16 protein-coding genes and 1 pseudogene are annotated in these 21,381 nt (G+C 75.0%); 2 read left to right on the forward strand and 15 right to left on the reverse strand.

The genetic code is table 11. The annotated features are described in order from the left end of the window. A pseudogene (locus ACI79U_RS12040) lies at positions 1 to 316 on the reverse strand (hypothetical protein); the annotation flags it as partial. A gap of 148 nt (positions 317 to 464) precedes the next feature. On the opposite strand from ACI79U_RS12040, the gene ACI79U_RS12045 reads away from it, so the two are divergent. Continuing rightward, positions 465 to 845 carry a hypothetical protein gene (locus ACI79U_RS12045; RefSeq protein ID WP_457066905.1) on the forward strand — a complete coding sequence of 127 codons (381 nt, stop codon included), beginning with the start codon at positions 465 to 467 and terminating at the stop codon, positions 843 to 845. Between the two features lie 4 nt (positions 846 to 849). On the opposite strand, the gene ACI79U_RS12050 is transcribed toward ACI79U_RS12045, so the two are convergent. The 10 genes from ACI79U_RS12050 to ACI79U_RS12095 all read right to left on the reverse strand — a co-directional run bounded on the left by ACI79U_RS12050 (position 850) and on the right by ACI79U_RS12095 (position 12,493). After that, a complete protein-coding gene (locus ACI79U_RS12050; protein WP_457066908.1) occupies positions 850 to 1,953 on the reverse strand; it encodes a methionine synthase in 1,104 nt (367 codons plus the stop codon). A 45-nt stretch (positions 1,954 to 1,998) separates the two neighbouring features. Then, positions 1,999 to 3,072: a tRNA 2-thiouridine(34) synthase MnmA gene (mnmA, locus tag ACI79U_RS12055; RefSeq protein ID WP_457066911.1), complete on the reverse strand. Its 1,074-nt coding sequence runs from the start codon at positions 3,070 to 3,072 to the stop codon at positions 1,999 to 2,001. Positions 3,073 to 3,074: 2 nt separating this feature from the next. Further along, positions 3,075 to 4,265: a cysteine desulfurase family protein gene (locus tag ACI79U_RS12060; RefSeq protein ID WP_457066914.1), complete on the reverse strand. Its 1,191-nt coding sequence runs from the start codon at positions 4,263 to 4,265 to the stop codon at positions 3,075 to 3,077. A 195-nt stretch (positions 4,266 to 4,460) separates the two neighbouring features. Further along, complete coding sequence (locus ACI79U_RS12065; RefSeq protein ID WP_457066917.1) at positions 4,461 to 5,423, reverse strand: electron transfer flavoprotein subunit alpha/FixB family protein; 963 nt, start codon at positions 5,421 to 5,423, stop codon at positions 4,461 to 4,463. Positions 5,424 to 5,454: 31 nt separating this feature from the next. After that, a complete protein-coding gene (locus ACI79U_RS12070) occupies positions 5,455 to 6,234 on the reverse strand; it encodes an electron transfer flavoprotein subunit beta/FixA family protein (RefSeq protein WP_457066920.1) in 780 nt (259 codons plus the stop codon). Between the two features lie 105 nt (positions 6,235 to 6,339). Beyond that, entirely contained in the window at positions 6,340 to 7,443 is a 1,104-nt protein-coding gene (cds1, locus tag ACI79U_RS12075; protein ID WP_457066923.1) for an L-cysteine desulfhydrase Cds1, read from the reverse strand. Further along, positions 7,440 to 8,225: an enoyl-CoA hydratase/isomerase family protein gene (locus tag ACI79U_RS12080; RefSeq protein WP_457066926.1), complete on the reverse strand. Its 786-nt coding sequence runs from the start codon at positions 8,223 to 8,225 to the stop codon at positions 7,440 to 7,442. The genes cds1 and ACI79U_RS12080 overlap by 4 nt, the downstream gene beginning before the upstream one ends. Positions 8,226 to 8,307: 82 nt before the next feature. After that, positions 8,308 to 9,861, reverse strand: a complete 1,554-nt coding sequence (locus ACI79U_RS12085) for an NAD(P)/FAD-dependent oxidoreductase (protein ID WP_457066929.1) — start codon at positions 9,859 to 9,861, stop codon at positions 8,308 to 8,310. Between the two features lie 130 nt (positions 9,862 to 9,991). Then, positions 9,992 to 11,677, reverse strand: a complete 1,686-nt coding sequence (locus ACI79U_RS12090) for a hypothetical protein (protein WP_457066932.1) — start codon at positions 11,675 to 11,677, stop codon at positions 9,992 to 9,994. Between the two features lie 15 nt (positions 11,678 to 11,692). Beyond that, positions 11,693 to 12,493, reverse strand: coding sequence for an ABC transporter ATP-binding protein (locus ACI79U_RS12095; protein ID WP_457066935.1), 801 nt, complete (start codon positions 12,491 to 12,493; stop codon positions 11,693 to 11,695). Positions 12,494 to 12,555: 62 nt separating this feature from the next. Here ACI79U_RS12095 and glgX point away from each other — a divergent pair, with 62 nt between their 5' ends. Continuing rightward, positions 12,556 to 14,724: a glycogen debranching protein GlgX gene (gene glgX, locus ACI79U_RS12100; protein WP_457066938.1), complete on the forward strand. Its 2,169-nt coding sequence runs from the start codon at positions 12,556 to 12,558 to the stop codon at positions 14,722 to 14,724. Between the two features lie 171 nt (positions 14,725 to 14,895). On the opposite strand, the gene ACI79U_RS12105 is transcribed toward glgX, so the two are convergent. From ACI79U_RS12105 to ACI79U_RS12120, 4 genes are all read right to left on the reverse strand, one after another. Further along, positions 14,896 to 15,867, reverse strand: coding sequence for an FHA domain-containing protein (locus tag ACI79U_RS12105; protein ID WP_457066941.1), 972 nt, complete (start codon positions 15,865 to 15,867; stop codon positions 14,896 to 14,898). Positions 15,868 to 16,081: 214 nt separating this feature from the next. Next, positions 16,082 to 18,631, reverse strand: a complete 2,550-nt coding sequence (gene glgP, locus ACI79U_RS12110) for an alpha-glucan family phosphorylase (protein ID WP_457066944.1) — start codon at positions 18,629 to 18,631, stop codon at positions 16,082 to 16,084. Positions 18,632 to 18,684: 53 nt separating this feature from the next. Further along, positions 18,685 to 19,806 carry an ABC transporter ATP-binding protein gene (locus tag ACI79U_RS12115; RefSeq protein ID WP_457066947.1) on the reverse strand — a complete coding sequence of 374 codons (1,122 nt, stop codon included), beginning with the start codon at positions 19,804 to 19,806 and terminating at the stop codon, positions 18,685 to 18,687. Next, positions 19,799 to 21,358 carry an ABC transporter permease gene (locus ACI79U_RS12120; RefSeq protein ID WP_457066950.1) on the reverse strand — a complete coding sequence of 520 codons (1,560 nt, stop codon included), beginning with the start codon at positions 21,356 to 21,358 and terminating at the stop codon, positions 19,799 to 19,801. Before ACI79U_RS12120 ends, ACI79U_RS12115 begins: the two co-directional genes overlap by 8 nt. Positions 21,359 to 21,381 lie beyond the last annotated feature (23 nt).

A 21,381-nucleotide genomic window follows, 5' to 3' on the forward strand; every position in this document is an offset into this window, starting at 1 on the left:
CGATCCGCGACGCCTCGGCCGGCGCCACCCGCACGTGCCCGATCAACCACGACCGCATGCTCTTCAGCGCATCCCGCTCACACGCCTGCGTGCTCTCCGCATGCCGCACCGTGCGGGTCAGCTCGGCATCCAGCCGGTTCCGGGCGGCCACCAGCACCGCCGTCCGATCCAGCACCGCCCGGTCGGACAATCCGTGCAACCCCGGACCAGCCAGCGCATCCAGCGCCGCGGTCAGCTCGTCCAGCCCCGCCGCCGGCAACTCGGCGACCACGTTCGGCGTAGGGGCATCCAGCGTCAAAGAGTCGCGCACGGACACCTCCCGTCATTCGAATGTGTGTTCGAAGTCTAGCGGCACTCGAGGTGTCAGACCAGTCGAATCCCCAGGTCAGACGCTTGTCCACAGATGCGACGCGGACCTTGACGGTGGACGGGCGAGCCGTTCCCCACCGGGCCACCATGGACCCGTGGACGAGCAGTTGACCCGGGCGCTGGCCCGCGTGCTGGCCGACCTGTCGGCGACCGGGGCACCCGTGCCGCGCATCGAGGCCCGTGACTGGCCGGACGACCCCGGCCGGGCCGGCGCGATGCTGTGGAGCGCCGACGGGAGCGGCCAGGGGGTCGCCGTCAGCCTCGGTCAGCCGTACGACCAGCAGGTGGCCGAGGTGGCCGACACCGTGCAGGAGTGGGCCATCGAGGCGCTGTGGGCCTCTCGGCCGACGAACTGGCCGCCCTGCCCGCGGCACCCGGCCACGCACCCGCTCGCCGCCACGCTGCGGGACGGCGAGGCGGTGTGGGCCTGCCCGCGCGACGGCGTCGCCGTGTCCGCCGTCGGTGCGCTCGGCTGAGGGCTCAGTCGGGCAGCAGGAACCTCGCCGCTTCGCGCACGTGACCCATCGCCGTCCGGGCGTAGGCCGGGCTGGCCCCGGCCAGGCCGCAGGACGGCGTCAGGGTCACGGCCTCGTGCAGGTGCTCGACCGGGAAGCCCAGCTCCCGCCACCACGACTGCACCCGGCTGGCGGTCACCTTCGGCGCTCCCAGCGTCGCGTCGGTCCCCGGCACGACCCCGACGAGCAGGTGCGTGCCCGCCTCGACCGCGGTGCCGATGTCGTCGAGGTCCTGCACCATCCCGAGGTCGAACGAGACGGCGGCGGCACCGGCGGCGCGGAAGAGCTCCAGCGGCGCCCGGTTGGCGCAGCAGTGCACGACCACGGGTACCGCGATGCGGCCCACCACGTCGGCGAGCTCCTCCTCGACCACCTGCGCCTCGACCGCGGCCAGCTTGCCGAACCCGCTGACCGTGGGCAGCCCGCCGAGCAGCACGGCGGGTACCGAGGGCTCGTCGAGCTGGACGACGACCGAGGCACCGGGCACCCGGCCGGACACCTCGGCGACGTGCGCGGCGATGCCCTCGGCCAGTGACTGGGCCAGGTCACGCCGGGCCCCGGCGTCGACGACGGCACGGTCACCCCGGGTGCGCTCCAGCCCGGCGGCCAGCGTCCAGGGGCCGGTCACCTGCACCTTGAAGGGGCCGGTGTAGCGGTCGGCGACCTCGTGGAGGGCATCGAGGTCGCGGGCGAGCATCTCCCGCGCCCGGCGCTGGTCGTTCCCGGGGCGCGGCACCAGCCGCCAGCCGGCCGGGGTGAGGTCGACGGCGAGGTCGACCAGCAGACCGGCGGAGCGGCCGATCATGTCCGCCCCGGCACCGCGCCCGGGCAGCTCGGGCAGGTGCGGGAAGTCCGGCAGCTCCCCGAGCGCCACCCGCATCGCCTCGACCGGATCCGTGCCCGGCAGCGACCCGACCCCCGAGGCAGGCCCCCAGGCCGCGGGACCCGCCCCTGCGGCCTGGTCCCCGCCACCGTCCTGGGCGTCCGGAGGGCGGGGTCCTTCTTCAGTCGGCGAGGCCACGCCGCCGACCGTAGCCCGCCCGCGTCCTGGCCCACCGGCCGCCACCACGGCGGGCGCCGACCCGGCCCGCGCGCCGCGCGGGGACGGGCCTGGTCACCCCGCGAGGGAGACGGCGGCCTGGCCGAGCACCCGGTCACCACGGGCCGGGTCCGGCTCGTAGAGCACCGCCGACTGGCCCGGCGCGACGCCGCGCTGGGGGCGCCCGAGCTCGATCCGCAGCCCGCCGTCGTCGGCCGCGGAGACCGAGCAGGGCACGGGTGCGCCGTGGGCGCGCAGCTGGACCTCCGCGGTGAGCGGCAGCGTGGGAACGGCCCCGGTCCACGTCGGCGCCCCGGTGCGCACCTCGCCGACCTCCGCCTGCTCGGCGGTGCCGACGGTCACCGTGCGGCTGACCGGCTCGATGCCCAGCACGTAGCGCGGCCGCTGGTCGCCGGTGGAGATCCCCAGCCCGCGCCGCTGCCCGACGGTGAACCCGTAGGCGCCGGCGTGGGTGCCGACGGTCTGCCCCGTCAGCGCGTCGACCACCGGCCCGGGCTGCTCCCCCAGCCGGCGGGCGAGGAAGCCGCGGGTGTCGCCGTCGGCGATGAAGCAGATGTCGTGCGAGTCGGGCTTGGCGGCCACCGCGTAGCCCCGCTCGGCGGCCAGCTCGCGCACCCGCTCCTTGGTCATGCCGCCCAGCGGGAAGGCGGCGCCGGCCAGCTGCCCGGCGGTCAGCACGCCCAGCACGTAGGACTGGTCCTTCGCCGCGTCCACCGAGCGGCGCAGCTCGCCGTCGGCCAGCCGGGCGTGGTGCCCGGTGACGACGGCGTCGAAGCCCAGTGCCTGCGACCGGTCGAGCACCGCGGAGAACTTGATCTTCTCGTTGCAGCGCAGGCAGGGGTTGGGCGTGCGACCGGCGGCGTACTCGGCGACGAAGTCCTCGACGACGTCCTCACGGAACCGCTCGGCCAGGTCCCACACGTAGAACGGGATGCCGAGGGCGTCGGCGACCCGCCGGGCGTCGTGCGCGTCCTCGACGCTGCAGCACCCCCGCGACCCGCTGCGCAGCTGCTGGCGGTCCGGGGACAGCGCCAGGTGCACCCCGGTGACGTCGTGCCCGGCCTCGACCGCCAGCGCGGCGGCGACCGCCGAGTCCACCCCGCCGCTCATCGCGGCGATGACCCGCACGGTCAGTGCCGCCCGGTGCCGGCCCGGCGGGCCCGCTCGACGACCGGCGCGACCACCTCGAGCACCGCGTCGACGTCGCCGTCGGTGGAGGTGTGGCCGAGGCTGAAGCGCAGCGAGCTACGGGCCCGCGCGGCGTCCGCCCCGGTGGCGAGCAGAACGTGGCTCGGGCGCGCGACGCCGGCGCTGCACGCCGACCCGGTCGAGCACTCGATGCCGCGCGCGTCGAGCAGCATCAGCAGCGCGTCGCCCTCCGCGCCGGGGAAGGACAGGTGCGCGTTGCCGGGCAGCCGGCCCGGCCCACCCGCCACGACGTCGTCCAGCAGCGGCCCGTTGAGCTGCGCGTCGGGCACCTGGGCGACGACGCCGGCCACCAGCCGGTCGCGCAGCGCGGCGATCCGCGCGCCGCGCTCGACCCGGTCTGCGACGGCCAGCTGCGTCGCGGTGGCGAGCCCGACGATCGCGGCGACGTCGAGGGTGCCCGACCGCACGTCGCGCTCCTGGCCCCCGCCGTGCAGCAAGGGGGTGCACTCGGCGTCGCGGCGCAGCAGCAGCGCGCCGGCGCCCATCGGCCCGCCCAGCTTGTGCCCGGTCATGGTCAGCGCGTCGACGCCGCTGGCGGTGAAGTCCACGGCCAGCTGGCCGACGGCCTGCACCGCGTCGGTGTGCAGGGGGACGCCGACGGCGTGCGCCACCTCGGCCAGCGCGGCGACGTCGCTGACCGCACCGATCTCGTTGTTGGCCCACATGACGCTGACCAGCGCCACGTCGGTGCCCGCGCCGAGCGCGTCGGCCAGCGCCTCGGGGGTGATCCGGCCGCTGGGCTCGACGCGCAGCCAGGTGACCTCGGCGCCGTCGTGCTTCTCCAGCCACTCCACGCTGTCCAGGACGGCGTGGTGCTCGGCCGGGCTGGCCACGATCCGGCGGCGCCGGTCGTCGGTGCCCCGCCGCGCCCAGTACAGGCCCTTGACGGCGAGGTTGTCGCCCTCGGTGCCACCGGCGGTAAACAGCACCTCCGAGGGGCGCGCGCCCAGGGCCGCGGCGAGCTGCTCGCGCGACTGCTCGGCCACCCGCCGGGCCTCCCGCCCGCTGGCGTGCAGCGAGGAGGCGTTGCCGACCCGGCCCAGCTGCGCGGCCATCGCCTCGACGGCCGCCGGCACCATCGGGGTGGTGGCGGCGTGGTCCAGGTAGGTCATGGCTGGTCCAGGTAGGTCATGGCACCGGCAAGCGTAGGCGCCGCTGGACGGCCCCGGTCGCCGGGCGCCCGGCTGGTGGAAGCGCACGCGTCGGGCACCGACCCGGGGTCGGTGCCCGACGGCACGCAACATGCTGGAGCGGCCTCGCTCAGCGGCTCGCCGCGAGCTCGCGAGGGGCGAGGAGAGCGAGGTCCTTCACTTGCGGGCGGCGATCTGCTCGGTCGCCGCGGGGACGACGGTGTTCAGGTCACCGACCACCCCGAAGTCGGCCAGCTCGAAGATCGGCGCCTCGGGGTCCTTGTTGACCGCGACGATCGTCTTCGACGTCTGCATCCCGGCCCGGTGCTGGATCGCCCCGGAGATGCCCACCGCGATGTACAGCTGCGGGGAGATGGTCTTGCCGGTCTGCCCCACCTGGAAGGTGTGCGGGTAGAAGCCGGAGTCGACCGCCGCGCGCGAGGCACCCACGGCGCCGCCGAGGGCGTCGGCGAGCCCCTCGATGACGGCGAAGTTCTCCGCGCTGGCCACCCCGCGGCCACCGGAGACGACGATCGACGCCTCGGTGAGCTCCGGGCGGCTGCTCTTCTGCTCCACCACCCGCTCGACCACGCGGGTCTGCCGGGCCTGCTCGGAGACCGAGACCGCGACGGCCTCCTCGGTGCCGGCCGCGGGGGCGGGCTCGGCGGTGACCGAGTTGCCGCGCAGGGTGTAGATCGGCGTCCCGACCGTCACCTTCGAGTGCACGACCGTCGCCCCGGCGAAGGCCACCTGGGTGGCGGTGCCGTCGGCGGCGATCTCGGTGACGTCGGTGAGGAAGCCACTGCCGGTCTTGATGGCCAGCCGGCCGGCGATCTCCTTGCCCTCCGACGACGACGGGATCACCACCGCCGCCGGCTGCTTCTCCGCGACCAGCTGGGCGAGCACCTCGGCCTTCGGGGCGACCAGGTAGTCGTCGACGTCGTCGGACTCGGCGACGTAGACCTTCGCCGCGCCGTACTCGGCCAGCTGCTCGCGCACCGACGCGGCGGTGCCGGGGGCGCCGAGCACCACCGCCGAGGGCTCGCCGAGCGCGCGGGCGGCGGTCAGCGCCTCGAGCGTCGTCTTGCGCGCACCACCACCGGCCGGGTTCAGCTCGGCCAGGACCAGGACCTCTGCCATGTTCCGCTGCTCCTCTTCCTCGGGGTCCGGCTCAGACGATCTTCTGCTCGGCGAGGAAGCCGACCAGCTTGTCGGCGCCGTCGCCCTCGTCGGCGACCTTCACGCCCTCGCCCTTGGGCGGGCGGCCGGCGAAGTCGACGACGGCGCTGGTGGCGGTGGCCAGGCCGACGGTCGCCGGGTCGATGCCCAGATCGGCGAGGGTCAGCGTCTCCACCGGCTTCTTCTTGGCCGCCATGATCCCCTTGAACGAGGGGTACCGGGGCTCGTTGATCGTGTCCCAGGTGGAGACGATCGCCGGCAGCTGCGCCTCCAGGGCCCAGTAGCCGCCGTCGGTCTGCCGCTCGACCCGGGCCGTCGTGCCCTCCACGGTCAGCTTGCGGGCGCCGGACAGCTGCGGGATGCCCAGCCGCTCGGACAGCAGCGCGGGCATGACCGAGACCTGGCCGTCGGTCGACTCGGCACCGCAGAGCACCAGGTCGTACTGCAGCCGGGACAGCGCGGCGGCGAGCACGGCGCTGGTCTGCGGGGCGCAGGCGCCGTGCATCCCCGGGTCGCTGACGTGCACGGCCTTGTCGGCGCCCATCGACAGCGCCTTGCGGATCGCGTCGGTGGCGGTGTCTGGGCCGACGGTCAGCACGGTCACCTCGCCGCCGTGCGCCTCCTTGAGGGTCAGCGCCTCCTCGATGGCGTACTCGTCCATCTCGTTGATGACGTTGTCGGCGGTGGCCCGGGCGACGGTGTTGTCCGCCGGGTCCAGCTTCCGCTCGCTGCCGGAGTCGGGGACCTGCTTGACCAGAACGACGATGTCCATCGTCAGACGACCTCCGCGGTGCTTCGTCGGGGCGCGGGCGGGGCCCGCCTCGCGCCGATCATCGAGGTTACTCACCGGTAACGACGCCGGGGAGGGTGGGCCCCGTCACGTCGGAGGGTGCCACTCCCCCGTCGCGGCGAAGTGCTCGAGGGTCCGGGTGCACGGTCCGAGGTCCAGTCCGCGCTCGGCCACCCACGTGTCGGAGTGGTAGGTGTCGGCGTAGCGCTCGCCGCCGTCGCACAGCAGCGTGACGACGCTGCCGGTGCGGCCCGCGGCCAGCATCTCCGCCACCAGGCCGAAGGCGCCCCACAGGTTGGTGCCGGTCGAGCCGCCCGCCCGCCGTCCGGTGACCCGCTGGAGGTGCCGCATCGCCGCGAGCGAGCCCTCGTCGGGCACGCACACCATCCGGTCGACGATCGTCGGCACGAACGACGGCTCCACCCGCGGGCGGCCGATCCCCTCGATCCGCGACCCGCGCGCGGTGGCGGCCGGGTCGCCGTCCCGCCAGCCGGCGAAGAACGCCGACCCCTCGGGGTCGACGACGGCCAGCCGGGTGGGCAGCCGGCGGTAGCGCACGTACCGGCCGATCGTGGCGCTCGTGCCGCCGGTCCCCGCGCCGACGACCACCCACTCCGGCACCGGGTGGCGCTCCCGGGCCAGCTGGTCGAACACCGACTCGGCGATGTTGTTGTTGCCCCGCCAGTCGGTGGCCCGCTCGGCGTTGGTGAACTGGTCCAGGTAGTGGCCGCCGGTCTCCGCGGCGATCCGGCGCGCCTCGTCGTAGACGCTGCCGGCGTCGGCGACCAGGTGGCACCGGCCGCCGTGGAACTCGATCAGCGCGATCTTCTCCGGGCTGGTGGCCGCGGGCATGACCGCGACGAAGGGCAGCCCGAGCATCCGCGCGAAGTAGGCCTCGCTGACCGCGGTCGACCCGCTGGAGGCCTCCACCACGGTGCTGCCCTCGTGCAGCTGTCCGGAGCAGAGCGCGTAGAGGAACAGCGATCGCGCCAGCCGGTGCTTGAGGCTGCCGGTGGGGTGGGTCGACTCGTCCTTGAGGTACAGGTCGATGCCCCACTCCGGGGGCAGCGGGAAGACCAGCAGGTGGGTGTCTGCGCTGCGGTGCGCGTCGGCCTCCACCAGCGCCACCGCGCGCTCGACCCAGGCCCGGCCGGTGGGGTCGGAGCGGTCGAGGTCGACGGGGACGGTCACCGGCCGGTGAAGGTGGCCTTGCCCGGGCCGTGCTCGAGGAACGAGCGCATCCCGGTCTTCTGGTCCTCGGTGTCGAACAGCTCGGCGAACAGCCGGCTCTCCAGCTCCAGCCCGGCGGCGAGGGAGCCGTCGAGCCCCTCGTCGATCGCGCGCTTGGCCGCGGCCAGCGCCAGCGGCGGGCCGGCGGCGAACTTGCGGGCCATCGCCAGGGCGGTGGCGTACACGTCGTCGTCCGGGACGACGGCGTCGGCCAGCCCCATCTCCAGCGCCTCCTCGGCGCCCACGTGCCGGCCGGTGAAGACCAGGTCCTTGGCCTTGGCCGGGCCGACCAGCCGGGCCAGCCGCTGGGTGCCGCCGACACCCGGGATCACCCCGAGCTGGATCTCCGGCTGCCCCACCTTGGCGCCGCGGCCCATGATCCGGAAGTCGGCGCACAGCGCCAGCTCGTAGCCGCCGCCGAGGGCGTAGCCGGTGATCGCGGCGATCACCGGCTTCGGGATGCGGGCGACCGTGGTGAACGAGTTGGTCAGCTCGCGGCCCCAGGCGACCATGCTCGCGCCGGTCAGCTGCGACATCGCCTTGATGTCGGCCCCGGCGGCGAACACCCGCTCGCCGCCGTAGAGCACCACGGCCCGCACGTCGGGGCGCTCCCCGGCCTCCAGGGCCGCGGCCCGCACCTCCCAGTGCAGCTGCTCGTCGATCGCGTTCATCTTCGGCCGGTCCAGCCGGATCGTGCCGATCGGGCCGTCGACCTGCAGGGTCACGAACTCGGGCGCTGCCATGGGAACCTCCGGGCGTCGGTGGGCGAGGTCGTCGGGGGGAGAGGTCGTCCCCGCACCCTAGGGGTCCGGCGGCCCCGGCCGGTCAGGCGGCGAGGGGTGCCCGCCGCGGCCGGACCGGTGCGGCGCGGCCGGTGCCCCCCGCGGCGCGGGTCCCGCCGGTCGAGGAGCCGCCGGCCCCGTCCCGGTCGGCCCCACCCTGCCCGCCCTCGTGGTAGTCCTCCTCCACGTTGACCGACCAGACGTCGTGGCCGGCCCCGTCCAGGATGTTCTCCACCGTGAGCAGCGCGGTGACCATCGAGTGGTCGGCGTTGTTGTAGCGGTGCATGCCGTTGCGGCCGACCGGGTGCACGTTGGGCGTGGCGTCGGCGAGCCACCGGCGGATCACCTCGACCTGCCGGTCGTAGCCCTCGTCGTACACCGGGTAGGCCTTCGGCATCCGGACGACGTAGCCCCGCTCCACGGCCGCCGCGGGCACCAGGCCCAACCGGTCCAGCTCCGCCGTGGCCAGGCGCACCAGGTCGTCGTCGCCGGACTCCCACAGGTCGTCGCCCTCGTCGACGAAGTACTCCAGCCCCAGGCAGGTGCGGCCGTCCTTGACCAGGTGGGGCGACCAGCTGCCGAAGTTCTGGATCCGGCCCACCCGGACGTCGGGCTCGTGGACGTAGATCCAGTTGTCCGGGAAGCCGTGCTCCTCGGGGACCACCAGCGCCACCGTGAGGAAGTCCCGGTGGGACAGCGCCCGGGCCGCCGTCTGCACCGGCGCCGGCGCCGGTGGGGTCATCGCGAGCACCAGCTCGGGCAGCGGCATGGAGCTGATCACCTCGTCGACCGGGTGGACCGAGACGGTGCCGGCCCCGGGCCGACCGGTCGTGACGTCGACGGCGACGACGCCGGAGGCGTCCCGGCGCAGCCCGGTGACGGCCGCCCCGAGGACCACGTCGCCGCCGGCGGCCCGGACCTGCTCGGTGGCCCGCTCCCACATCAGCCCCGGCCCGGTCTTCGGGTACTGGAATCGGTCGATGAGCGTGGTGACCTCGGTCTGCCCCGCCCGCGGGAAGAGCGCGTTGCGGATCGCGGTCCCCAGCGACAGGTTCTTGATCCGCTGGGCGGCCCAGTCGGCCTGGATCTCGGTGGCCGGCATCCCCCACACCTTCTCGGTGTAGGTCTTGAAGAAGATCCGGTAGAGCCGTGCCCCGAACCGCGCCGACACCCACCCCTCGAAGTGCGACTGGTCCCGCGGCGGGCGCACCCGCGCCCTCAGGTAGGACGCGACGCTGCGCACCGCCTCCACCACACCCAGGTTGACCAGCGCGTTCACCGGCCGGAGCGGGTAGTCGAAGAGCTTGCCGTCGTAGAGGATGCGGGACATCCGCGGCCGGGAGAGGAAGTCCTCGTCCGGCAGCACGTCGTGCCACCACCGCTCGACCGCGGGGACCTTGGTGAAGAAGCGGTGGCCACCGATGTCGAACCGCCACCCCTCCCGCTCGACGGTCCGGCTGATCCCACCGACGACCGTGTCGGACTCGTAGACGGTCGTCCGGACACCTCGCCGGGTGAGCTCGTGGGCAGCGGTCAGACCAGCCGGGCCGGCGCCGATGACGACGACCTCGGGGTGGGGCGCGGGAGCGGTGGGCACGGGGACCTCCCAGGACGGTCCGCCGCCCCGGCGGTGTCGCGGGGCCTGGTCGGAGAGTGCGGAGCGACCCCGCGTGCGGGCGGTGGCCGACCTGTTCCCCCCGATCATCCGGGTCCGCCGCCGGCGCCGCTCAACCGGCAGGCGTGTCCCCCGCGCGCCACACCGAGACGAGGCCGTCCGGTGTGGAGTCGGCCACTTTCCGGAACCCCTCGCGCAGGTCCGCCATGACCTCCACCGCGGCCGGATCGGTGCGCACCCGCTCGGCGGCGTCGTCCCAGCCGACGACCAGGACGTGGTCCAGCCGGCCCGCCGCGGCGGCCAGGTCGACCTGCGGCGGGACGTCCTCCAGGCCGTCCAGCCCCGGGTCGAGAGCGCTGCGCACCGAGGGTTCGGGGAACCGCACCTGGAAGTAGGGGAAGACGGCCTCGTAGTGCCCCACGTCCACCCCGCCGGCGCGGACGGCGATCCTGCTGGAGAGGTGCCGCAGCGGATCCGGACCGGACTCCAGCGGGGCCAGCTGCGCCTCGTAGCGGTCGAACCACAGCACCGCGAAGGTCGAGCCGAGCGGCAGGTCCTCCGCCGCGGAGAGCACCTCCGCGGCGACGCGCTGGTCGTGCGCCTGGGTGGGGAGCCGCACCAGCACCAGCGCGGTGGCCGCCAGGACGAACCCCACGGCCACCGCGGCCCGCACGGCCCGGTGCACCGGCGGGCGGGTGGCGCAGAAGAGCACCAGCAGCAGCGGCGGGAACCAGGCCAGCCGGTCGGGCAGGAAGCCGTACTCGGTGCCCAGCCGCGTCGGCGAGAGGAGGAACGCGGCCGCGGCCAGCACCGTGCCCGCACCGAGCACCCGCCGGTCGGCGCGGGCCAGCCCCTCCGGTGCCCGGCCGGCGCCGGTCCGCCGGGGCGCCAGCGCGACCACCAGCAGCACCCCGAGCAGGACCGCGACGGCCACCGAGGGGACGAGCTCCCAGCGGCTGCCGACGACCAGCGGCCGGTAGAGCGAGAGCAGCCAGCCCAGCCGTTCCCACGACGGCTCACCGACCGCGCCGCCGGGCCGGCCGGCGCTGCTGGCCGCGTAGCCGGCGCTGAGCAGCACGGTGGGGGCCAGCGCCAGGACCGGCGCGACGAGGTGCCGCCGCAGGGCCGCCCCGAGGGGCTCCCCCGCCCACCGCTCGGCGATCAACCGCCCGGCCGCCAGCCCCAGGACGCCGGTGGTCGCGACCAGCCACGGCATCAGGTGCGCCGACCAGGTGAGCAGGGCCACCCCGCTCAGCGCGACCGCCCGCCCGGCCGACCAGCCGGCCCGGGCGCGCAGCGACAGCCCGAGGACCACCAGGGCCAGCGCGACCCCCCAGCAGAAGTTGTAGAACCCGTAGGCGACCAGCTCACCGCCGGCCAGCGGCAGGGCAGCCACCGCCAGCCACCCGCTCCGGCGGTCGACACCGCGGAGCGCGTACCCGAGCCCGGCCACCAGCAGGAGCACCAGCCCGGCCACCACGACCTTCTCGGCGACGTCCGGCGGCACCACGGCCAGCAGCCCGCGCAGCACCAGGGTGGTGAGCATGTTGGGCACCGGGGTGAGGTCGACCGCGTAGTGCCTGCGCAGCAGCTCCCCGAGCGCGTCGTCGTCGCCGTGCTGCTGGAGCACCCACGCCCCGGCGACGTGCGCCGGGCCGTCCTGGGTGAGCACGACCGGCCAGAGGACGACCGGCGCCAGCTGGATCGCGACCCCCAGCGCCAGCAGCCAGCCGAGGGGACCGACCCGGCGGCGGCCGGTGACCCGCGGCGCGGTGTCGGCGCGTGTCGAACCGCTCACCGGTGACCGCGGGGGTCAGGCAGCGCGGCGGGCGGCGAACCGGCCGCGGTCCAGCTGGACGTCGAGCCCGACGCCGAAGGCCTCCGACAGCAGCGGCGCGGTGAGCACCTCGGCCATCGGGCCGGCGGCGACCACCTCCCCCGCGCGCAGCAGCAGCGCGTGGGTGTAGCCGGGTGGGATCTCCTCGACGTGGTGGGTGACCAGCACCTGGGCCGGGGCGTAGTGGTCGCGGGCCAGGCCGGTGAGCCGGGTGACCAGGTCCTCGCGGCCGCCCAGGTCCAGCCCGGCGCCCGGCTCGTCGAGCAGCAGCAGCTCGGGGTCGGTCATCAGCGCCCGGGCGATCTGGGTGCGCTTGCGCTCACCCTCGCTGAGGGTGCCGAAGGGCCGGTGCGCCATCGGGGCGATGCCCCACTGCTGCATGAGCATCGCCGCGCGGGTCAGGTCGTGGACGTCGTAGCGCTCGCGCCACCGGCCCACCACCGCGTAGCCGGCGCTGACCACCACGTCCCCGACCCGCTCGCCCGGGGAGATCCGCTGGGCGAGGGCGGCGCTGGTCAGCCCGATCCGCGGGCGCAGCTCGAAGACGTCGACGGCGCCCAGGGTCTCCCCCAGCACCTGCACCTCACCGCGGGTCGGGTGCATCTGCGCACCCGCCAGCTGCAGCAGCGTCGTCTTCCCCGCCCCGTTGGGGCCCAGCAGCACCCAGCGCTCGTCGGCCCGGACGGTCCAGTCGACCGCGCGCAACAGGTGCGCCTGGCCTCGGACGACGTCCACACCCCGGATCTCGACGACGGGCTCGCTCTCCACGGAGACCATCCAACCAACCCGCCGGGCGTCGCGACGACCGGGCCGGGGCCGTGTCGGGCACCATGCTCGGGGTGAGCGGTCAGACGGGGGCACGGTGGTCCGGCGGTGCGGCGGAGGTGTGGCCGGGCAGGCCGGCCCCGCTCGGGGCGCACTGGGACGGCACGGGGACCAACTTCGCCCTGTGGTCGGCGGGCGCGTCGGGGGTCGACCTGTGCCTGTTCGACGCCGACGGCACCGAGCACCGGCAGCGGCTGCGGGAGACCACCCACCAGGTGTGGCACGGGCGCGTGCCCGGCGTCGGCCCCGGGCAGCGCTACGGCTACCGGGTGCACGGGCCGCACGACCCGGCGTCCGGCGCCCGGTACAACCCCGCCAAGCTGCTGCTGGACCCCTACACCCGGGCGGTCGACGGTGAGCTGGTCCTCGACGACGCCCTGTTCGGGCACGACCGGCACGACCCGAACCTGGCCGACCCGCGGGACTCCGCGCCGTTCGTGCCGCGCGGCGTGGTCACCCACGACTCGTTCCCGTGGGACGGCGACACCCGGCCGGACACCCCCTGGTCGGACACCCTGATCTACGAGGTGCACGTCAAGGGCGCCACCCAGCTGCACCCCGACGTCCCCCCGGCGCTGCGCGGCACCTACGCGGGCCTGGCCCACCCGGCCTTCGTCGAGCACCTGGTCTCCCTCGGCGTCACCGCGGTGGAGCTGCTGCCGGTGCACCACTTCGTCAGCGAGCCGCACCTGCTGCGGCGCGGCCTGACCAACCACTGGGGCTACAACACGCTGGGCTACTTCGCCCCGCACGCCGCCTACAGCTCGGTGGGCTCGCGCGGCGGGCAGGTCACCGAGTTCAAGGCGATGGTCAAGGCCCTGCACGCCGCGGGCATCGAGGTGATCCTCGACGTCGTCTACAACCACACCGCCGAGGGCGACCACACCGGCCCGACGCTGTCGTTCAAGGGCATCGACAACGCCGGCTACTACCGGCTCGGCGGCTTCGGTCTCGGTGACGACCTGTCCCGCTACACCGACTACACCGGCTGCGGGAACACCCTCGACGTCCGTCGTCCGGCCGTGCTGGGCCTGCTGATGGACTCGCTGCGCTACTGGGTCACCGAGATGCACGTCGACGGCTTCCGCTTCGACCTCGCCTCGGCGCTGGCCCGCTCGATGCACGACGTCGACCGGCTGTCGGCGTTCTTCGACGTCGTGCACCAGGACCCGGTGGTCAGCACCGTCAAGCTGATCGCCGAGCCCTGGGACATCGGCGAGGGCGGCTACCAGGTGGGCAACTTCCCGCCGCCGTGGACCGAGTGGAACGGCAAGTACCGCGACACCGTGCGCGACGTGTGGTCCGGCGCACGGGTCGGCGTCCGGGACCTCGCCTACCGGCTCACCGGCTCCTCCGACCTGTACCGCTCCGACGGCCGCCGCCCGTTCGCCTCGGTCAACTTCGTCACCGCCCACGACGGCTTCACCATCGCCGACCTGGTCACCTATGAGACGAAGCGGAACGAGGCCAACGGCGAGGGGAACCGGGACGGCGAGAGCCACAACCGGAACTGGAACACCGGCGTGGAGGGCCCCACCGACGACCCGGCGGTCACCGAGCTGCGCGGCCGGCAGATCCGCAACCACCTGGCCACCCTGCTGCTGTCCACCGGCGTGCCGATGCTCACCGCCGGTGACGAGCTGGGCCGCACCCAGCGCGGCAACAACAACGCCTACTGCCAGGACAACGAGATCTCCTGGATCGACTGGGGCGCGATCGACGCCGACCTGTGGTCGTTCGTCGCGCACGCGGTCGGCCTGCGGCGGGCGCACCCGGCGCTGCGCCAGGAGGCGTTCTTCGAGGGCGCCGAGGTGGCCGGCACCGGCGGCACCCGGGACCTGGCCTGGTTCTCCCCCGCCGGCACCCAGCTGACCAGCGGCGACTGGTTCGACACCGGGCTGCAGACGGTGGGCATGTACCTCGACGGCCGGGGCCTGCGGCACCGCGACCAGCGCGGCCGCCCGGTGGTCGACGACTCGTGGTTGATCTGGCTGCACGCCGGCGCCGACGCGGTCGACGTCGTCCTGCCGGGCGCCCCGTGGAGCGACGGCTACGAGCTGCTGCTGGCGACCGAGTACCCGACCGGCCAGCCCCCGCGGCCGACCGCGGTGGCCCCGGGCCCGGTGCAGCTGCCCGGCCGCTCGGTGTGGGCGCTGCGCGTGCTGCGCACACCGCGACCCTGACGGGCCGCACCGCGATCAAGAGCCGTCCCCGGCTCCGCTGAGCCGTTTCGTCGCTCGGTCGCGGGACCCTCCGGCCCCACTCCTCACGATCCCCAGCGGTGACCTGCTCCGGGACGTGACACGGCCCCGTCCCCCAACAGGAGGACGGGGCCGTGGGGGCGTGCGGCTGGGTTACTCCGCGGCCTGCTCGAAGGTGATGACGGTCCAGCCCAGCAGCAGGCGGTCGCCGTCGGCGAGCACGTGCGGCACACCCGGCTCGAGCTGGGTCCACTCGGTGGCCTCGGGGCCGGCGACGTGGGTGCCGTTGAGCGAGCCCAGGTCGATCAGCGACACCTCGCGGCCGGCACGCTGGATGGCGGCGTGCGCGGAGGAGAGCACGTTCTGCGTGTCGGCGATCGGCACGGGGCGCGCTGAGCCGCTGGTGACCAGGTCGTGCCCGTCGGGACGGCGACCGAGCACCAGGTCCTCGTCGACGGTGACGACCATGCCGTCGTCGAAGCGGAGCACCGGGGCCGCCGGCGCGTCCGGACGCCAGAACGCGGTCGACTCACCCACCTGGGCGACCGACCCGGAGGCAACCCGGCCGGCGCCGCTGCTGAAGCCCGCGTCGGTGCCGGCGGTGAACGACTCCGCGCTGGGCAGGCCGGTGGACCGCGGGACGGCGACGGCGGGCGGCACGGTGGCGGCCAGCTGCAGCAGCGCGCCGGAGCCGGGGACGGTGCCCTCGACCAGGTCGAGGGCGACCCCCGGCGGCATGGCCGCGGCCGGCTGCCCGGGGCCGACGTAGAGCGTCTGGCCCAGGGCGAAGCCCGCGGCCAGGGTGCAGCCGTCGGCGGCCGCCCCGGAGACCGGGACCCCGTCGACGGCCGGCTGACCCTTGCCCGACCACAGCGCGACGCCGGAGCCGGCGCCCTCCGCGGTGTCGGCGAGGACCAGGGCGAAGGAGACGGGGCCGTCGGAGAGCCGGTTCACCTGCCCGGCGACGGCGGCGAGCACACGGTCGGCGCCGGGACCGCTGACGCCGAGACAGGCGTGCAGCGCGGCGACCAGGGCCGGTGAGCCGGGGGCGTCGACCCACAGCAGGCCGCCGCCGCGGCGGGCGACGACAGAGTCTCCGGGGAGCACCTCACAGCGGTCGGGCATGCAGGTCAGCGTAACGACGACCGGGCACATCCGACCGCCCCCCACCGCGTGCCGCGCCGCGATCTGGACCCGTTGTGCACGGCACGTACCAACGGTCACATCCGCACCACCGCGACCGCCACGCTTCGCAGCTGCCGACGGACTCAGCGTAACTCCCGGCTGTGCTGGGGGGCCCGCGCCGAGCGTGCGCGGCGCGGGGGCAGCAGGGTCGCCCTCAGGCGTTGACCACGACCCCCAGCTCCGCCGGGGTGGCCAGCAGCTCCGAGTGCGGCAGCACCCGGACCGTGTAGCCGAAGGCGCCGGTGCGCTCCAGCGGCACGGTGCCGGTGAACCAGTGCCGCGACCCGTCGGCGCCGTCGTGCCGCAGCTGGAGCGTGGTGACCTGGTGCAGCCCGTCGGCATCGTCGACCCGACCGTAGGCCGCCTCGACCAGGACGTCGGTGGGGGTGAGCCCGGGCAGCTCCACCTCGGCCCGCAGGTCGATGCCCCCGCCGATCTCCGGGGTCTCGCCCACGCCGGTGGCCTCCACGTGGGCCACGCGCACCCCCGGCCAGTGCTCCAGCAGCTGCGCCCGCCAGGCCGCCTCCGCACGGGCCGGCTCGTAGCCGCCCGCGGCCATCGCCCGGGCGGCGCCGGCGGCCGGCACGTAGAGCTGCTGCACGTAGTCCCGCACCATCCGGGTGGCCAGCACCTTCGGGCCGGTCTCCCGCAGGGTGTCGCGGACCATCTCCACCCAGCGGCTGGGGACGCCCTCCCCGTCGACCTCGTAGAAGCGCGGGATGACCTGCCGGTCCAGGAGGTCGTAGATGGCCTGCGCCTCGACGTCGTCCCGCCGCTCCGGGTCCTCGACGCCGTCGGCGGTCGGGATCGACCAGCCGTTCTGGCCGTCGAACCACTCGTCCCACCACCCGTCGCGGATGGACAGGTTGAGCCCGCCGTTGAGCGCGGACTTCATCCCCGACGTGCCGCAGGCCTCCAGCGGCCGCAGCGGGTTGTTCAGCCAGACGTCGCAGCCCCAGTACAGGTAGCGGGCCATCCCGATGTCGTAGTTGGGCAGGAAGGCGATCCGGTGCCGGATGTCCGGGTCGTCGGCGAACTTCACCATCTGCTGGATCAGCTGCTTGCCGCCGTCGTCCGCCGGGTGGCTCTTGCCGGCGATGACCAGCTGGACCGGCCGCTCGTCGTCCATCAGCAGCGCCTTGAGCCGGGCGGGGTCGCGCAGCATCAGGGTCAGCCGCTTGTACGAGGGCACCCGGCGGGCGAAGCCGATGGTCAGCACGTCGGGGTCGAACGCGGTCTCGGTCCAGTCGAGCTCGGCCTCCGCCGCCCCGCGGGACCGCGCGGTGGCCCGCACCCGGCGGCGCACCTCCTCGACCAGCCGGGCACGCAGCAGCCGGCGGGTGCGCCACAGCTCCGCGGCGGGGACCCGGTCGACGCCGTCGAAGTGCACCTCGTCGTCGACCTCGAGCGGGTCGCCCTGGCTGGTGGTCTGGGTGCCCAGCTCGAGCAGCTCGCGTGCGGTCCAGGTCGGGGCGTGCACGCCGTTGGTGATCGACCCGATCGGGACGTCCTCGGGGTCGAAGCCCGGCCACAGCGGGCCGAACATGTCCCGGCTGACGTGGCCGTGCAGCTGGCTCACCCCGTTGGCCCGCTGCCCCAGCCGCAGCCCCATGTGGGCCATGTTGAACTTGCTCGGGTCCTCCTCCGCACCCAGCGGCAGCAGCTGGTCGACCGGGACGCCGAACCCGGCGAAGTAGCGCTCGATGAGGGCCTTGGGGAAGCGGTCGATACCCGCGGGCACCGGGGTGTGGGTGGTGAAGACCGTGCCACCGCGCACCGCCTGCAGCGCCTCGGCGAAGGACAGGCCGTGGGACTCGGTGAGCTCCCGGATCCGCTCGACGCCCTGGAAGCCGGCGTGCCCCTCGTTGGCGTGGAAGACCTCCGGCTGCGCGGTGCCGGTCAGCGAGCAGAAGGCGCGCAGCGCCCGGACCCCGCCGATGCCGAGCAGCATCTCCTGCCGCAGCCGGTGGTCCTCACCGCCGCCGTAGAGCCGGTCGGTGACCCCGCGCTCGGCCGGGCTGTTCTCCTCGATGTCGCTGTCGAGCAGCAGCAGCGACACCCGGCCGACCTGCGCGCGGTAGACGTGGGCGTAGAGCGTGCGGCCCTCGGGCAGCGGCACGGCGACGACCACGGCGTTGCGGTCGGCGTCCCGCAGGAGCTTCAGCGGCAGGCCGTGCGGGTCGAGCGCCGGGTAGTGCTCCAGCTGCCAGCCGTCGGCCGACAGGCCCTGGGAGAAGTACCCGGACCGGTAGAGCAGCCCGACCCCGATCAGCGGGACGCCGAGGTCGGAGGCGGCCTTGAGGTGGTCACCGGCCAGGATGCCCAGCCCACCGGAGTACTGCGGCAGGACCTCGGTGATGCCGAACTCCGCGGAGAAGTAGGCGATCGTCGTCGGCGCCTGCTCCCCCAGCGACTGGTACCAGTGCGGGGCGTCGAGGTACTCCCGGAGGTCGTCGGCGACGGTCTGCAGCCGCTGCAGGAAGGCCGGGTCGGCGGCCAGGGTGGCCAGCCGGTCGGCGGAGACCTCGCCGAGGACCCGCACCGGGTCACCGCCGCAGCTCGCCCAGAGCTCGGGGTCCAGCGCCTCGAACAGGTCGCGGGTCTCCGGGTGCCAGGACCAGCGCAGGTTCGTCACCAGCTGGGACAGGGGGCGGAGTGCCTCGGGCAGCGAGGCTCGGACGGTGAGTCGACGGAGGGCTCGCACCCGACGACCCTAACCGCCTCAGGCCCCACACACCGGGTCGATCGTGTGCCCGCTCACAGCGGCCCGCCGGTTCGGCGCAGCGCGGGAAACGCTCGCCCCGTCCCTGTCACGCCGACCCGCACCCGGTCTCCCGGCAGCCGGTCGGCCGAGCGTTCCCGCACGGTGACGGTCTCGCGGGTGCCGCCCGAGCCGTCCCGGACGGTCCCCTCCGTCACCCCGGACAGCTCGACGGTGACCACGGTGTCGGCGCCCTGGAACTCCGAGGCGACCACCCGTCCGGGGACGCCGCCGGCCGGGACACCGACGCCGGGATCGCTCTCCAGGGAGAGCTGCTCGGGGCGCAGCAACACCGAGACGTCCGCACCCGGTGCGGGCGGCGAACCGCTGACGGGGAGTACGCCCAACGCCGTCCGCACGCCGGCGTCCAGCGCCGTCCCGGGCAGCACGACCGACTCACCCACGAAGCACCCGACCCCGAGGTCGACCGGCGCGCGGTAGAGGACCGCCGGCGCCGCCGCCTGCACCACCCGGCCGTTCCGGAGGACGGCGACGAGGTCGGCGGTCGACAGCGCCTCCTGCTGGTCGTGGGTGACGAGCACCGCGGTGGCCCCGTCGGCGCGCACCGCCGACCTGACGTCGGCGCGGAGCTCCGCGCGCAACGCCGCATCCAGGGCGCTGAAGGGCTCGTCGAGCAGCACCAGGGCCGGCCGCGGTGCCAGCGCGCGGGCCACCGCGACCCGCTGCTGCTGTCCACCGGACAGTTCGTGCGGCATCCGGGTGGCGAGGTCCGCCAGCCCGACCAGGGCGAGCACCTCCCGCACCCGGTCACCGCGCCGCTGCGCGCGGGCCAGACCGAAGCCGACGTTGTCCTGCACGGACAGGTGCGGGAAGAGCGCGCCCTCCTGAGGAACGACGCCGACGCTCCGCTTCTCGGGCGGCACATGGACACCCCGGCCGGCGACCTGCCGGCCACCGACGGCGATCGATCCGGACGCCGGCCGCTCGAAACCGGCGACCAGCCGCAGCAGCGTCGTCTTGCCGCACCCCGAGGGTCCGAGCACCGCCGCGAATGTGCCGACCGGAACCGTCAGGTCCGTGTCACGCAGCACGGGCGGGCCGTCGTAGGCGTGCGCCAGGCCGGTGAGCACCAGCCCGGGTGGCGTCGGCTCACCCACGGCCGGCCGCTCCTGCCCGGGCGACAAGCCAGCCGGGGACGGCGGCCAGCAGCACGATGAGCGCGGCGTACGGGGCGGCGGCGGCGTACTGCCCCACGCCCGTGGTCGTCCAGAGCCGCATGGCGAGTGTCTCCGATCCGGTGGGGTGCAGCACCAGCGTGGCGGTCAGCTCCTTCATCCCGGTGAGGAAGACCAGCAGCCCACCGGCGGCGATCCCGGGGGCGGCCAGCGGCACCGTGACAGCGCGCAGGACCTGTCCGGGGGTGCGCCCGAGGGAACGGGCGGTCTCCTCCAGCGCGGGCGGGCACTGGGCGGCCGAGGCCCGCACCGCCCCGACCGCAAGCGGAAGGAAGAGCAGTGCGTAGGCGAGCACCAGCAGCGGCGGGGTGAGGTAGACGGCCGGGACGTGCCGGACGGCGAGCACCACCAGAGCGAGGGCCACGACGATCGCCGGGACCGCGTGCGAGAGCCAGCTCAGCCCCTCCACGGCCCGCGCCGGCCGGCCGGGGTGCCGGGCCGCGAGCAGCCCGATCGGCAGGGCGAGGACCAGGGTCAGCAGGGCGCCACCCGCCGCGTACCCGACCGAGGCCGTGGCCGCCGACGCCAGCCGCGGCAGGTCCCAGCCGCCCGACCGGCCGATCGCCAACCACCAGGCGAGGCTGGCCAGCGGAACGCCGAGCGAGGCCCCGGCGACCACGCCCAGCACCGCGGGCGCCACTGCCCGCGCCGGCCCGGCCAGGGGCCTGCGGGCCGGCCGGCGGGCGGCGCCGGCGCCGATCCGCGCGTGCCGGGCCCGCCCGCGGCTGCGGAGTTCACCGACCACCACCAGCGCGGTGACCGCGACCAGCAGCAACGACAGGGTGACCGGCACCAAGCGGCTGAAGCTGTTGTCCAGTGCGACGGCGATCGACCGGGTCAGCGTGTCCACGCGCAGGATGGACACCGAGCCGAAGTCGGCGAACACGTAGGTGGCCACCAGCAGCGCACCGGCGGTCATCGCCGGCCGCAGCTGCGGGAGGGTGATCCGCCGGAACGCTGCCCCGGGGCCGCAGCCGGCGGACCGGGCCACTTCCTCCCACGCCGGGTCCATGCCGGCGAGGGTCGCCGCGACCGGGAGATAGACGTAGGGGTAGCAACACAAGGTCAGCACGAGAGCTGCACCCGCGAAACTGCTCACCGCCGGGACGGCGGACAGCCAGGTGTAGGCGGCGACGTAGGACGGCACAGCCAGCGGGAGCGCCGCGAGGACAGCGAACACCCGCCGGCCGGGGAACGCGCATCGTTCGACGAGCCAGGCGGACCCGACGCCGAGCACCAAACTCGCCACGCTGACCACGGCCGCGAGCGCCACCGTCGTCCCGAGCAGCTGGAGCGTGCGGGGCCGGCTGAGCACCCCGGCCATCTCCGCGGCGTTGGAGCCGGCGGCCACGACGGCCAGGTACCCGAGGGGCAGCAGGGCCACCGCACTGGCCAGCAGCGCGGCCAGCAGGAGCGCCCGGGGCGGGCGTCGCCGCCGACCCCGGGCGACCGGTGACCGCGCACCGTCGACCACCCCGGCCCACGGGCCGGGGTGGT

Source organism: Modestobacter sp. SYSU DS0904, assembly GCF_054051115.1.